The sequence below is a fragment of the Pseudomonas sp. W2Oct36 genome (assembly GCF_041060465.1).
In the GTDB taxonomy this organism is placed as follows: domain Bacteria; phylum Pseudomonadota; class Gammaproteobacteria; order Pseudomonadales; family Pseudomonadaceae; genus Aquipseudomonas; species Aquipseudomonas graminis_B.
This window is the reverse complement of sequence record NZ_JAUERW010000020.1, coordinates 13,077-28,285: the sequence shown is the minus strand read 5'-3', so window position 1 is coordinate 28,285 and position 15,209 is coordinate 13,077. Positions and strand designations below refer to the sequence as shown.

The 15,209-nt window shown below is 60.8% G+C and carries 4 protein-coding genes; 2 read left to right on the top strand and 2 right to left on the bottom strand.

The genetic code is table 11. The features are described from left to right. The first annotated feature begins 6 nt into the window (after window positions 1-6). Entirely contained in the window at window positions 7-327 is a 321-nt protein-coding gene (locus QWI18_RS21500) for a YceK/YidQ family lipoprotein (RefSeq protein ID WP_192133618.1), read from the top strand. 101 nt (window positions 328-428) lie between these two features. On the opposite strand, the gene QWI18_RS21495 is transcribed toward QWI18_RS21500, so the two are convergent. Together QWI18_RS21495 and QWI18_RS21490 are read right to left on the bottom strand one after the other, a co-directional pair. Next, complete coding sequence (locus QWI18_RS21495; protein ID WP_065988311.1) at window positions 429-767, bottom strand: tryptophan synthase subunit beta; 339 nt, start codon at window positions 765-767, stop codon at window positions 429-431. A gap of 83 nt (window positions 768-850) precedes the next feature. Next, window positions 851-13,441, bottom strand: coding sequence for a retention module-containing protein (locus tag QWI18_RS21490; RefSeq protein ID WP_369319793.1), 12,591 nt, complete (start codon window positions 13,439-13,441; stop codon window positions 851-853). A gap of 402 nt (window positions 13,442-13,843) precedes the next feature. Between QWI18_RS21490 and QWI18_RS21485 the strand changes: the two genes are divergently transcribed. Next, the gene (locus QWI18_RS21485; RefSeq protein WP_192133622.1) at window positions 13,844-15,193 is read left to right on the top strand and encodes a TolC family outer membrane protein; all 1,350 of its coding nucleotides are present in this window, start codon (window positions 13,844-13,846) and stop codon (window positions 15,191-15,193) included. Window positions 15,194-15,209 lie beyond the last annotated feature (16 nt).

Here is a 15,209-nt window from a genome sequence, read left to right as displayed (position 1 = left end):
GCTCGTATGAAGCTATGGACTGCAGCATTAATCGTGGCAACCCTTTCAGGTTGCGGCACCATCAAGACCCTCAATGATGAAAAAGGGGCCGCGGATACATTGGCGCGCCACAGCTCCAATTGCCAATCCATACCCCGTGCCTACAGCGGTGCGGTTTACCAGTTCTGCACCTTGAACGCCCCGCCAGTTTCCGGCCCACACTGGTCTGCGCCCACCATTGCACTGGACATGGCCCTTTCTGCGGTCGCCGATACCGTGCTGCTGCCCTACACCGGGTATCAGCAATACCAGCAGGGCGACATCAAGGTCCGGCGCAAACAGTACTGATCGGTCTGCCTTAACGTCTGCATCACGCACGCGAACACGGGCATACCCGAGATCGGGTATGCACGTCGTTTGCAGAAAGGTAAGTGCTGAAAGTAACAGCTTCAGATCAGCCGTTGTTCATCGTCATTAATCAAGTCACTCAGGCCGCCCAGTGTTTCCCGGGCCTGGGTTCGATCCATCAATTTCGCCTGTGCGGCGGCGGGGAGGTCGGTGATGTTGAGGATGCCTTTGCTGGTCAGGACCTGAATCAGGTCGTCTAGTACTCGGATCATGTCCATGTCGCTGGACTTGAGCTGGATCAGGCTCTTCTCGACCACTTCGTTGGCAAACCAGGCTTGCACCTGATGGTCATCGGGGGGCAGTTGCTCGCTCGCTTCGGCAAAGGCCGTCGCTTCCACGCGAATTAGCGTGCCATCGGCATCGCGCTGAACGTAAAACATGGCTCATTCCTCAGGGACTGACCGGGCTGGCAACCGTCAGGGACGGCTGCCAGCACAGTACAACAGCTCTCGCGACTCAGCTATCAGTGGTGATCGACTTTGATGGTCGGATCCGCACCGCTCACCAGCGAGTTGACCATGGCATTGCTCCAGGTCACGCCCTCCACCTTGATGTGCACGTCGGCCGTGTTGGCAGCGGCGGCTGCGGTCACGTTCGACGCGAACTGTCCGGTGGTGCTGACTTGCAGAATGGTGTCACGGCCATCGTTGGTGACTTGCAGGTACTTGCTGAGGGTGTCGGTGTCTTCACCCTGCAGCAGGTCACGCAGGTCAATGCGGTCGCCTTCGCCCTTGTTGAAGTCCTTGATCACGTCAAAGCCACCGCTGTTGGTGTCGCCTGCTTTCCAGGCGAACGTATCGGCACCTGCGCCACCGGTGAGGATGTCGTTGCCTTTACCACCCATCAGGATGTCGTTGCCGTTGCCACCATTGAGAATGTCGTTGCCACCCTGGCCGAACAGAATGTCATTGCCATTGCCGCCCAGCAGGGTGTCGTTGCCGTCCTGCGACGTCGACGACGAATTGGCCAAATGAGCCACTGCGTCAAGGTTGTTGGTCACGAACGAATGCAGCGTCTTGTCATCGATGGTCGACACGTTGACGTGCAGCGTGTCCGCCGCAAACGCCTTCAGCGCCGTAATGCCGCCCTGGGTGTTGAAGGTGATCAGGTCACCGAACAGGATGTCATTGCCGTCGCCACCGTTGAGGGTGTCACTGCCCGGCGCGATATCTTTCTGGTCGCCCAGTACCGCTTTCGCCAGATCGTCAGCGTTGACGTTGGTCTGCGCGTGACCGTCGCTGTCGTAGTGATTGAGCGTGCTCGTCTTGACCGCCGAGTTCAGGCCGATCGCTTCGATGGTCGGCGACTGCTTCAGCAACAGCGCGTAACCGGTGTCCGCTTCAGCCAGCACGACGCTGCTGCCGTTGGTTTCAGGCGAATTCAGGCTGTATTCCGTACCGCCCTTGCCGTCGGCATGACTGGCGAGGGTGCCCATCAGCTTGCCGGTCGTGCTGCTGGCGTAGCTGTAAACGTGGCCCACGGTGTCGATGGCGACTTTGCCGTTCACCGAATACGTGCTGCCCAGATGCCAGCTTTCCAGGCCCGTCGCCAATGTGATGGCCGTGCCGTTCACCGTACCGAGCACCGTGCTGGTGTTCTGGTAAACGTTAGGCTCGCCGTCGGTAATGAAGTAGGTGCGGTTCTCGCCCGTCGGGTTGGTGCTGTTCAAACCGGCGAACCAGTTCGCCGTGGTCTTGAAGGCATCTTCGTAGTTGGTGGTACCGCCCGATGTCATGGTCGCCAGAGCAGCGGCCAGGGTTTTCAGGGCGGCAGCCTTGTCAGACATGTCCACAGAAACGGTCGAGCGCACGTTGGTATCGAAATCCACCAGCAGCACGTTGATCTTGCCTGCATTGGCCGTCTGAGCACCGTTCGCCAGTTTCTCGAAGACCGACTGCAGCTGGGTTTTCGCCGTGTCGAGGGATTTGCCCATGCTGCCCGAGCTGTCGACGATGAAGGCGATGTTGTAGCTCTTGCCCTGCACGATGGTCGTGCCGCTGACGTCGCCAACGATGATGTCGCCACCGGTGGTGCCAGTGATCGGCGTCGGGTCGGTGCCGGCCAGGCCTTCACTCGAGTTGTAGGTCTGAGACTCGACGGTGACGGTGATCGCCTTGCTGTCGCTGGCGCTGGCCACCGCGCTTGGGACGCCTGGAACCGTCGCTTCGGTCGCCGTCGCCGTGACGTTGAGCGTGAACTTGCCGCTGAAGTAGTCAGGCGTGGTGATGCTCAGCGTCGACAGGTCGAAGTTGCTGACGTCGATCGTGTCCATCACGGTTTTGCCGTCTTCGACGTGAGTCGTCACGGTGGCCGTGTGGCCCGCTGCGTCGGTCAGGATCGAGCCGGCCGGTGCGCCGCCGCTCAGGGTGGTGACGTGAGTCTCCGAACCATCGAGGCTGTCACCGAACACCGCTTTGACCGGGCTCAGCTTGATCGCGGTGCCTTCGGTGCCGTGGTTCAGCTCGTAACCGGTGTAATAGCCCTCACCGCTGCCAACCGTGCCTTCGTGCAACGGCGAGACGTTCAGGCCGGAAGCCTTGAGGTCATCGACCGTTGCGAACAGCAGCACGTTGCTGCCGTTCAGGGCCACGGTCTGGGAGGCGCCGGTGCTGATGTTCTTGTCGGTCAGGCTGATGTTGTAGCTGCCCGGACCTGCCTGGTTGTAGTGGTAGACGTCCAGGGTGTAGTAGCCGGACTCCGTCGGCGTGAAGCCCGCACTCTGAATCTTGCCGCCCGCGCCCCATGTGGCGTTGGCTGCGGTCTGACCGCCTACGGTGATCAGCAGACTGTCGTCCGCGGTGCCGGAGAAGGTGTAGGTGTGGCCAGCTTCCATGTAGACCAGACCGGACAACTTGGTGCCGGTGCCGACCGCGACGGACGAGTCCTGTGCACCGCTTGCGACGCTATGCGTGGTCGGATCCACGGTGGTGTTGAAGCCGGCCTTGATGGTCGCTTCGTTGGCGCCGTTGCCGTCGGTGCCCATGTTCTTCAGCGTGCCGACATAAACGTCTTTCACCAGACCGGTCGACTGAACCACGCCGGAACCCAGCGTCACCAGCGGTTGGTCGGCAACAGGTGCCACGCTGATGGTGCCGGTGGCGTTGACCGAACTCGCCAGACCCTGATCGTCCACGGCCTTGTAGGTGAACGAGGTGCTGCCCGCCCAATCGGCGGCTGGCTTGAAGTACACCGTTGCAGCGTTGCCGACTGCGACGATGTTGCTCAGGCTGGTCAGCGCGACCTTGCCGGCTGCATCGGCGTAGAAGGTGCCGTGTGCCGCCATGTCGACCAGGTTGAAGTGGTCGATTGTGCTGTCCACGTCGGTCGCGCTCAGCGTCACGGCGATGGCCGGGCTGTCTTCGTTACCACTGCCGGTTGTGGCATCGGCCACTGGCACATCGTTGACCGTCGTGATGTGAATCGTCGACGTGGTGTTGACGATATTGTTGGTGGCGCTGCCGTCGTTGACGCTGATGTTGATGATGCGGTCGTCTTTGACAGGGTCGTGGGACGTGCTGTCGAAGGTGATCGACGAGATCGCCGTCTGGTACTGAGCCGCCGTGCCCGCACCGAACGTGATGACCTTGCCGGTCACAACGTTGTTGGTGACGATATCGGAGGTGGTGACGCTCAGGCCAGCGGTGTTGCCGATCGCCAGCAGATCACCCGCCTTGTAGTTGGTCAGTGTGACCGTAGCGCTTTGCAGCGTCGGGCTGTCGGCATCGCTGACGGTGAAGTCGCGAGCGATCAAGCCTGGGCCTTTGCCCGGCGCAGTGACATCGCCGCCGACCAGGGTTTCGTTCCAGGTGTTGCCGAATTCCTTGCCATCGCCAGTGTGGCCGATGACCGGAGCGTCGTTCACCGCGGTGACGGTGATTGTGCTGCCGGCAACCAGCGAATCCTGCGTGCCTGTACCGTCGCCTTTCGCGCCGGAATCGGTCACTTGGACGGTTACGGCACGGTCACCCGCCTGAGGGTTGTCGCCCGGGCTGTTGAAAGTAATCGACTGGATCAGCGCCTTGTACTGGTCAATGGACGCGATGCCCTTGATCTGGAAGCCGTTCACCAGACCGTCGGCGTTGTGAGTTTCTACCACGCTGACGCCTTTCGGCGCAGTGCCGGTGAACGTCAGCACGTCGCCTGCCTTCACATCGACCGAAACCACGGCCTTGCTCAGGGTGGTGTTGTCGACGTCGGCCAGGTTCAGGTTCTTGACGATCGAGACCGCTGCATCGTTTTCGGTGAAGCCGACCGATGCAGTGCTCACGGTCGGTACATCGTTGACCGTAGTGATGTGGATCGTCGAGGTCGTGGACGCGATGTTGTTGACCGTGCTGCCGTCATCAATAGTGATATTGATGAGGCGGTTTTCTTTCGACGGATCATGGGACGTGCTGTCGAAAGTGATCGACTGAATCGCCGTCTGGTACTGGGCCGCAGTGCCTGCACCAAAGGTGATGGTCTTGCCGGTCACCGCGCCGGAAGCGTCTTTAACATCACTGACGGTGTAGGTCAGGGCGCCCGGTTTGCCGACATTCAGGACGTCGCCGTCCTTGAAGTTGGTCAGCGTGACGGTCGCGCTTTTCAGCGAGGTGCTGTCAGCGTCGTTCAGGGTGAAATCGCGAGCGATCTGACCCGGGCCTTTGCCCGGCGCGGTGACATCGCCACCCACGGCGGTTTCGTTCCAGGTGTTGCCGAACTGTTTGCCGCTGCCGGTGTGGCCGATGACTGGGGCATCGTTGACGGCAATCACGTTGATCTGGCTGTTGTGAACGACGGTCAGGTTGTTGCTGCCGTTCGCATCAGCATCGGTCACAGCGATGGTCACACCGCGTGGCGCAGTGCTCGGGTTATCGCTGTTGTCGGCGTAGGTAATCGACTTGATCAGGGTTTCGTAATTGGCCACCGAAGCCTTGCCGGTCAAGTCGATGACGATATTGCCGTTGGCGTCGTTGCTCAGCTTGTAGCTGATACCCAGATCGGTGGTACCGGCGGTGCCGTCGCTGCCGCCTTTGTAGTACTGGGAAACGATCAGGTCTTCAGCCTGGATGCCGGTCAGCGTGATCTTCGCGCTGGTCAGCTCAGTGCTGTCGACGTCAGCGATGCTGAAGTCTTTGACGATCGCAATCGGCGCACCGTTTTCGGTGTAAGTGATGCTGCCGAAGTTGACCACAGGCGCGTCGTTGACGGCCGTGACTGTGATGGTGCCGGTTGCCGGAGTCGTGGACGCCAGGCCCTGGTCATCGACGGCGGTGTAGGTGAATGGCGTGCTGCCATTCCAGTTCGCGTCCGGCTTGAAGTAGACCGTCGCGCCGTTGTCGGTGGCGGGGATGTTGGTGGTCCCGGTCAGCGGCTGAGTGCCGGCCGCGTCGGAGTAGAACGTGCCGTTGGCAGGCGTGTTGACCAAGGTGAAGTGGTCAATAGTGCCGTCCACGTCAGAGCCGGTCAGCTTCACGGCAACGAGGGTGTCTTCGTTGCCAGTGCCTGTGGCGGTGTTGACCACTGGCGCGTCGTTCACTGCGGCAACGTTGACGGTCAGCGAGCCGGTGGCGGTTGCTTTCTGCCCGGTGAGTTCAGTCGACGTCGAGCTCACCTGCAAGGTGATCGAACCGTTGAAGTCAGCCGGTGGCGTCAGGGTCAGCGTGGTCAGGTCCCAGCCATCGATGACGACTTTGCCGTCGCCGGTCGGGATCGAGGTGTAGCTGTTTTTGCCATCGGTCAGCACAGCGCCAACCGGAATGCCGCCCACGGTCAGGCCGCTCAGGCTTTCCGAACCGTCGGTGTCGACCAGTGCAGTGCTGACATTGATCTGGATCGCGGTGTCTTCATCGCCCTGGGCGTTGCTGACGGTGACGGTCGGGGCATCAGCCACCGGCGTGACGTTGATGGTGCCAGTTGCGGTGGTGCCGGCTGGCAGGTTCTCGTTATCAACAGCGGTGTAGGTGAAGGTGGTATCGCCCGCCCAGTTCGCGTCCGGCTTGAAGTAGATCGTCGCGCCATTGTTGGTCGCAGCGATATTGTTCAAGTTGGTCAGCGGCTGAGTGCCGGCGGCATCGGAGTAGAAGGTGCCGTTGGCTGGCGTGTTGACCAGGTTGAAGTGGTCAATGGTGCCGTCGACGTCAGAGCCAGACAGCTTGACCGCGATGGTGGTGTCTTCGTTGCCCTGGCCCGACGCAGCGTTAACCACTGGAGCGTCGTTGACGGCGATCATGTTCATCTGGCTGTCGTGAACGACGGTCAGGTTGTTGGTGCCACTGGCATCTGCGTCGGTCACAGCGATGGTCACGCCGCGTGGTGCAGTGCTTGGGTTTTCGCTGTTGTCGGCGTAAGTGATCGACTTGATCAGGGTTTCGTAATTGGCTACCGAAGCCTTGCCAGTCAGATCGATAACGATGTTGCCGTCGGCATCGTTGCTCAGCTTGTAGCTGATACCCAGATCGGTGGTACCCGCGGTGCCGTCGCTGCCGCCTTTGTAGTACTGGGAAACGATCAGGTCTTCGGCCTGAATGCCGGTCAGCGTGATCTTCGCGCTGGTCAGCTCAGTGCTGTCGACGTCGGTGATGCTGAAGTTGTTGACGATCGCGATCGGCGCACCGTTTTCGGTGTAAGTGGTGCTGTCGAAGTTGACCACTGGCGCATCGTTCACCGACGCGACGTTCACGGTCAGGGACTGAGTCGTGGTTGCCGATTGGCCGGTCAGCTCGGTGGAGGTCGAGCTCACTTGCAGGTTGATCGAGCCGTTAAAGTCTTTCGGCGGCGTGATCGTCAGGTTGGTCAGGTCCCAGCCATTGATATAGACAGCGCCGTCGCCGGTCGGAATCGAGGTGTAGCTATGGGTGCCGTCAGTCAGCACGGCGCCTACTGGAATGCCGGACACCACGAACGGGCCCAGGGATTCCGAGCCGTCTGTGTCGACCAGCGCGGTGCTGACGTTCAGCTTGATCGCTGAATCTTCATTACCTTGTGCGTTGGCAACGGTGACGATTGGAGCATCGGCCACCGGTGTGACGCTGATGTTTCCGGTTGCCGGGGTGCTGGCCAGGCCCTGATTGTCGACAGCGGTGTAGGTGAAGTCGCTGGTGACGCCCGCCCAGTTTTCGGTTGGCTTGAAGTAAATCGTCGCGCTGTTGTTGGTGGCGGCGATGTTGCTGAGGTTGGTCAGCTCTTGAGTCCCTGCAGCGTCAGCGTAGAACTTGCCGTTGCTGGCCATCGACACCAGGTTGAAGTGGTCGATGGTGCCGTCAACGTCAGCGCCCGTCAGGTTGACCGCGATGGCAGTGTCTTCGTCGCCTTGGCCCAGTGCCGCGTTGACGGTCGGGGCGTCGTTGACGGCAATCACGTTGATCTGGCTGTCGTGAACGACGGTCAGGTTGTTGGTGCCGTTGGCGTCAAGGTCGGTGACGGCGATGGTCACGCCGCGTGGTGCAGTGCTTGGGTTTTCGCTGTTGTCGGCGTAAGTGATCGACTTGATCAGGGTTTCGTAATTGGCTACCGAAGCCTTGCCAGTCAGATCGATAACGATGTTTCCGTCGGCATCGTTGCTCAGCTTGTAGCTGATACCCAGATCGGTGGTACCCGCGGTGCCGTCGCTGCCGCCTTTGTAGTACTGGGAAACGATCAGGTCTTCAGCCTGAATACCGGTCAGCGTGATCTTCGCGCTGGTCAGCTCAGTGCTGTCGACATCGGTGATGCTGAAGTTGTTGACCAGCGCGATCGCTGCACCGTTTTCGGTGTAGGTGCTGCTGTCGAAATTCACAACCGGCGCGTCGTTGACGGCCGTGACCGTGATGGTGCCGGTTGCCGGAGTCGTGGACGCCAGGCCCTGGTTATCGACGGCGGTGTAGGTGAACGGCGTGCTGCCATTCCAGTTCGCGTCCGGCTTGAAGTAGATCGTCGCGCCGTTGTCGGTGGCGGTGATGTTGGTGGTACCGGTCAGCGGCTGAGTGCCCGCCGCGTCGGAGTAGAACGTGCCGTTGGCAGGCGTGTTGACCAGGGTGAAGTGGTCAATGGTTCCGTCGACGTCCGAGCCGGTCAGCTTGACCGCAACGAGGGTGTCTTCGTTGCCAGTGCCGGTGGCCGTGTTGACGACAGGCGCATCGTTCACCGACGCGACGTTCACGGTCAGGGACTGAGTCGTGGTTGCCGATTGGCCGGTCAGCTCGGTGGAGGTCGAGCTCACTTGCAAGTTGATCGAGCCGTTGAAGTCTTTCGGCGGCGTGATCGTCAGGTTGGTCAGATCCCAGCCATTGATATAGACAGCGCCGTCGCCTGTCGGAATCGAGGTGTAGCTGTGGGTGCCATCCGTCAGCACGGCGCCGACTGGAATACCGGACACCACGAACGGGCCGAGAGATTCCGAGCCGTCAGTGTCGACCAGCGCGGTGCTGACGTTCAGCTTGATCGCGGAGTCTTCATTACCTTGTGCGTTGGCAACGGTGACAATTGGGGCATCGGCTACCGGCGTGACGCTGATGTTTCCGGTTGCCGGGGTGCTGGCCAGGCCCTGATTGTCGACAGCGGTGTAGGTGAAGTCGCTGGTGACGCCCGCCCAGTTTTCGGTTGGCTTGAAGTAAATCGTCGCGCTGTTGTTGGTGGCGGCGATGTCGCTGAGGTTGGTCAGCTCCTGGGTCCCTGCAGCGTCAGCGTAGAACTTCCCGTTGCTGGCCATCGACACCAGGTTGAAGTGGTCGATGGTGCCATCAACGTCACCGCCCGACAGCTTGACGGCAATCGGCGTGTCTTCGTCGCCCTTGCCTGCGGTGTTGTTCACGACCGGCGCGTCATTGACCGGCGTGATACCGATCTGGCCAGTGGCGCTGCCCGACAGGTTGTTGGTGCCATTGGCATCAGCGTCGGTCACTTCGATGGTCACGCCGCGTGGGGTGGTGATCGGGGCGTCACTGCTGTTGGCGTAGGTGATTGAGTTGATCAGCGTGGTGTAGTCAGCGATCGACGCCTTGCCGGTCAGGTCGATGATGATGTTGCCATCGGCATCGTTGCTGAGGTTGTAGCTGATGCCCAGAGTGGTGGTGCCACTGTTTGCACCGGTGTAGTACTGGGAAACGATCAGGTCTTCGGCCTGAATGCCGGTCAGCGTGATTTTCGCGCTGCTCAGCTGGCTGCTGTCGACGTCGCCGATCTGCAGGTTGCTGACCAGTGCCTGAGGTGCGCCGTTTTCGACGTAATCAGGGTTGGTGAAAGTAACGGTCGGTGCGTCGTTGACCGGGCCGACGGTCACATTCAGGGACTGAGTCGTGGTCGCAGACTGGCCGGTCAGCTCGGTGGACGTCGAGCTCACTTGCAGGTTGATCGAGCCGTTGAAGTCTTTCGGCGGCGTGATCGTCAGGTTGGTCAGGTCCCAGCCATTAATGTAGACAGCGCCGTCGCCGGTCGGAATCGAGGTGTAGCTGTGGGTGCCATCCGTCAGCACGGCGCCGACTGGAATACCGGACACCACGAACGGGCCGAGAGATTCCGAGCCGTCAGTGTCGACCAGCGCGGTGCTGACGTTCAGCTTGATCGCGGAGTCTTCATTACCTTGGGCGTCGGCAACGGTGACGATCGGGGCGTCTGCCACCGGCGTGACGTTGATGACGCCGTTGGCTGGCGCGCCAGTTTGCAGGCCCTGATTGTCGACCGCGGTGTAGGTGAAGCTGGTGTCACCGGCCCAGTTGGCATCCGGCTTGAAGTAGATCGTCGCGCTGTTGTTGCTGGCAGCGATATTGCTGAGGTTGGTCAGCGCCTGGGTACCGGCGGCGTCGGCGTAGAACGTGCCGTGCTCGGCCATGGTGACCAGATTGAAGTGGTCGATGGTGCCGTCGACATCAGCGCCGGTCAGGTTGACCGCGATCGCAGTGTCTTCGTCGCCCTGGCCCAGAGCCGCGTTCACGGTCGGAGCGTCGTTGACGGCAATCACGTTGATCTGGCCGTCGTGCACGGCGGTCAGGTTAGTGGTGCCGTTGGCGTCGAGGTCGGTAACCGAGATGCTCACGCCACGCGGTACGGTGCTCGGGTTTTCGCTGTTGTCAGCGTACGTGAGCGACTTGATCAGGGTTTCATAGTTGGCGACCGAGGCGTTGCCCGTCAGGTCGATCACGATGTTGCCGCTGGCGTCGTTGCTCAGGGTGTAGGTGATGCCCAGGTCGGTAAGGCCGGTGGTGCCGCCTTTGTAGTACTGAGACACCACCAGGTCCTCAGCCTGAACACCGGTCAGCGTGATTTTCGCGCTGCTCAGTTGCGTGCTGTCGATGTCGGTGATGCTGAAGTTATTGACCAGCGCGACCGGTGCACCGTTTTCGGTGTAAGTCGTGCTGTCGAAGTTGACCGCCGGGCCGTCGTTCACAGGCGTCACATTGACGATCAGCGCCTGTGTCGTGGTGGCCGAATCCTGGTTGGCGCCTTCGGTCGACGTCGAGCTCACCTGCAGTGTGATCGGGCCGTTGAAGTCTTTCGGCGGGGTGATCGTCAGGTTGTTCAGGTCCCAACCGTCGATATAAACAGCACCGTCGCCTGTCGGAATCGAGGTGTAGCTGTGGGTGCCATCCGTCAGCACGGCGCCGACCGGAATGCCGGACACAACCAGCGGGCCCAGGGATTCGGAGCCGTCGGTGTCGACCAGCGCGGTGCTCAGGGTCAGCTTGATCGCCGAGTCTTCATTACCTTGGGCGTCAGCAACGGTGACGATCGGCGCATCGGCCACTGGCGTGACGTTAATGACGCCGTTGGCTGGCGCGCCAGTTTGCAGGCCCTGGTTGTCGACTGCGGTGTAGGTGAAGCTGGTGTCGCCCGCCCAGTTGGCGTTCGGCTTGAAGTAGATCGTTGCGCCGTTGGCGGTGGCGGCGATGTTGCTGAGGTTGGTCAGCGCCTGGGTACCGGCAGCATCGGCGTAGAACGTGCCGTTGGCCGCCAGGCTGACCAGGTTGAAGTGGTCGATGGTGCCGTCGACGTCAGTGCCGGTCAGCCTGACCGCAATGGCGGTGTCTTCGTCGCCTTGGCCCGATGCGTCGATGACGGTCGGTGCGTCGTTGACCGGCGTGATGGCGACTTCGCCGGTGGCGCTGCCCGTCAGGTTGTTGGTGCCGTGGGTGTCCACGTCAGTCACTTCGATGGTCACGCCCCGTGGGGTGGTGATCGGCGCGTCACTGCTGTTGGCGTAGGTGATCGAGTTGATCAGCGTGGTGTAGTCGGCGATCGAGGCGTTGCCGTTCAACTGAATGACGACGTTACCGTTGGCGTCGTTGCCCAGCGTGTAGCTGATGCCCGAAGCCGTGGTGCCGCTGTTGCCGCCCTGGAAGGACGGCGATGCGATCAGGTCTTCGGCCTGAACGCCGGTCACGGTGATCTTCGCGCCGCTCAACTGACCGCCGTCGACGTCGCCGATCTGCAGGTTGTTGACCAGTGCCTGAGGCGCGCCGTTTTCGACGTAATCGGTGCTGGTGAAGGACACGGTCGGGGCGTCGTTGACGGCGACGACGTGCACGATGCTGGTGGCCGGTGCGGAGTCGTTCTGGCCGTCGTTGACGGTCACAGTGATGGTGCGATCGGTAACGCTCGGGTCTTCGCTGCTGTTCTGGAAGGTGATCGACTTGATCACGGCTTCGTATTCGGCTGCGGTGGCGGCGCCGGTCAGGGTCAGTACGATCTGGCCGTTGACGGTGGCGGTGCTGACCGCGATGTTCGCGTTCGGGCTGCCCACCACCAGGCTGTCGGCGTCCTGAGGGTTGGTCAGGGTGACTTTCGCGCCTTGCAGCGTCGGGCTGTCGGCGTCCGTGACGGTCAACTGGTCGGCGATCGAAACGCCAGCCTGGCCTTCGGTGAAGGTGGTTTCGCTGTTGGTGCCGTTGGCGCCGCCATTGGGATCGACAACCGGAAGCGCATCGTTGTCGATGATGGTGGTAGTGACGCTGCCATTGGTCGGGCTGACAGCGACGTTCTCGAAGTTGCCGCCGCTGATGGCGCCGATCGCCACGGTGACGTTTTCAACGCCTTCCGGGATCGTGTCATTCAGGGTGTTCAGGTCGAAGGTGACGCTGCTGCTGTTGGCGGGGATCTTCACGCTGACCACTTGCGTGTAGTCGCTGCCGTCGGTAGCGGTGCCGCTGTAGGTCAGGTTGATCGTGACTTCGGTCTGCGCGGGGTTGCTCAGCGTAATGGTGTACGTGGCGGCCTGGCCTTCAATCACCGACTGAGTGCCGGTGATGCTGGCAAAAGTGGTGTCGATGGTGTCGGTGATGGTGGTCACCGCCGGCGTCGGATCGGTCGTCACGATGAGGCCGCCACCGCCCGTTGTGCCAGTGATGGTCGTGCTGATAACTGAAGGGTCGATGTACGGAGTATTGGTGTCAGCCACTTGCACAGTGGTCGAGCCCGACGTGTCGCCGCCACGAATGACAATGGTCGACCCGTTGGACAGGGTGACTGTCAGGTCCGAAGTCGGCGCCTGAGTGACGTTTGCTGTGTACACCAGCGCGCCGCCGGCTTCGGTCAGCGTCTGGGTAGCGGTCAGTGTCAGGGTGCCGACAGGCTGCGGCGCGGCGGGGGTGCCGTTGCCATTGCCGTTGTCGATCGCCAGACCGTTGCTCAGGGTAGGAGGGGGCACAGCCGTTGCCGCCAGGCCGTTGGTCGGGAAGCCGATGGTCGGATTCACTTCGCCCGCGGTCTCGGTGAGCATCACCACGCTGTGGCCGCCGCCTGCGTTGCCGCCATCACCTGGCGCCGCTTGCGGACCTGCCGCAGTGGCTTCGAGGTCTTTGGTCGGGTCGGCGCCGGCCGCGATCGCCTGCTGCAATTCCGCAACGGACGGTGCGGCTTGCGCGGTGGCTTCGGCAAGGTTGGTCGCAGAAGCCGGTGCGTCTGCGCTCCACTGGCTGTCACGGCCGATGTCCAGCTGACGGCCATCGGCAAGCTGCAGCGTGACTGCGCCTCCCGGGCCTGTCAGAACCTGCTCGCCGGTGAACAACCGGTCACCCTCAATGAGCACACGACGAATCCCTTCCGGGGAAACTGCGACGACTTGGCCAACAATGCTTTTGACGATGGCAACAACACTGCTCATGGGGGTGACTCTCCGAAATTACCGTTCAGTTGGTATCCATCATGCCGACCGGCCTTAACTAACGCCGCTTCATTACTGGAATACGTAAAGATTCGCATTTGTTCCGGCGCCAGATAACAACTTAGGGAACTAATTAAGTTGCACGTAATCTGGCGCCAATTTATTAACAGCAGGTCGGCACAGGAATTAACTTTCTGCCAAAGTATTGACCTATTCGGCGACATCCTAAACAATCGCTTCCGTAATGTCACATTGATATTTGATGAGATCGCGTATTTCTGCAGTGTGATCGCAAGCGCCCTTCAGAACACTCTCGAAACGATCACTTCAATGGCCATTTTTACGATGCGGCAGTGTGTATTGCTGCATTTTGAACAAGTACGTTCTCGGGAAACCACCAAAATGCGTAAGCACCTCTTCACTGCTGTACCCCTCATCCTTTGTGCCGGTTTCGTTCAGGCCCAGACGCTACAGTCCGCCATGCAGAAAGCCATGGACGAGCATCCCGAGGTGCAGGCAGGCATTAATGCCCGTATCGCCCAGGACTATGCGCTGCGCGCTGCACGAGGCGGCTACCTGCCGCGTGTCGATGTCACGGCGGGCTACGGCCGGGCCGGTTCCGATACGCCAAGCACCCGTGCCTCGACCGGTCGTCACGACTACCAGACGCTGGACCGCGGCGAAGCGCAAATCCGTCTTCAGCAAATGCTGTTTGACGGCTACGCAACAAGTAACGAAGTTGCGCGTCAACAAGCCACCGCCAATTCCCGGGCATACTCGCTGTTAAATACAACCGAACGTACGGCGTTGACAGTTGCGCAGGTCTATCTGGATGTTTTGACTCAACGTGAAATGGTTCGGCTGGCCGAAGAGAACCTGAAGAGTCACGAACGTATTTACGACCAAATCAAACTGCGCACTTCCCGCGGCGTGGGTCGTATGGCCGATATGGACCAGGCCGATGCCCGTCTGGCACAAGCCCGCAACAACCTGATCACCGAACAAACCAATCTGGCCGACGCCCAAACCAATTACTTGAGTGCCGTTGGTCTGGAAGCTGATCAACTTGAAGCGCCGTCGCCGTTCGCGATGATGCCTGCCGATCTGAACGAAGCCCGTCGCCAGATGCTGGAGAACAGCCCGGTGCTGCGCTCGGCCGAATCCGACATCGTGGCCGCTGAAAAGCAGTACACCTCGGCGCAGTCCAATTACTACCCGCGTTTCGATGCAGAACTGGGCCGCAATGCCGATAACAACATTGGCGGCGACGAAGGCCACAACAATGGCTGGGAAGCCATGGTGCGCATGCGCTTCAACCTGTACGCCGGTGGCAGCAACAAGGCTGACCTGCAGTCGAAGTCGTACCTGTCGAGCCAGGCGCTGGATATCCGCAACAACGCGCTGCGTCAGTTGAACGAAGAACTGGGCCTGGCCTGGAACGCCTACAACAACGCCAACGCCCAGCTGCCGATCGCTCAGCAGTACGTCGAGCGTGCCAACAGCGTGCGTACCTCGTACCAGCAGCAATTCAGTCTGGGAGAGCGTACCCTGCTCGACCTTCTCGACAGCGAGAACGAGTTGTTCACCGCGCAACAGCGTCTGATGCAGCTGAAAAACCTGCAGATGTACACCCAATACCGCATCAAGGCGGACATGGGCACGCTGCTGAAAAGCCAGGGCGTCGTCGCGCCGATGGCATCGGTTGTGCAGAACGATGTGAAACCGACCGTTCAGCTGCCGGGCATGAACTGATTCTTGACGGGGTCAG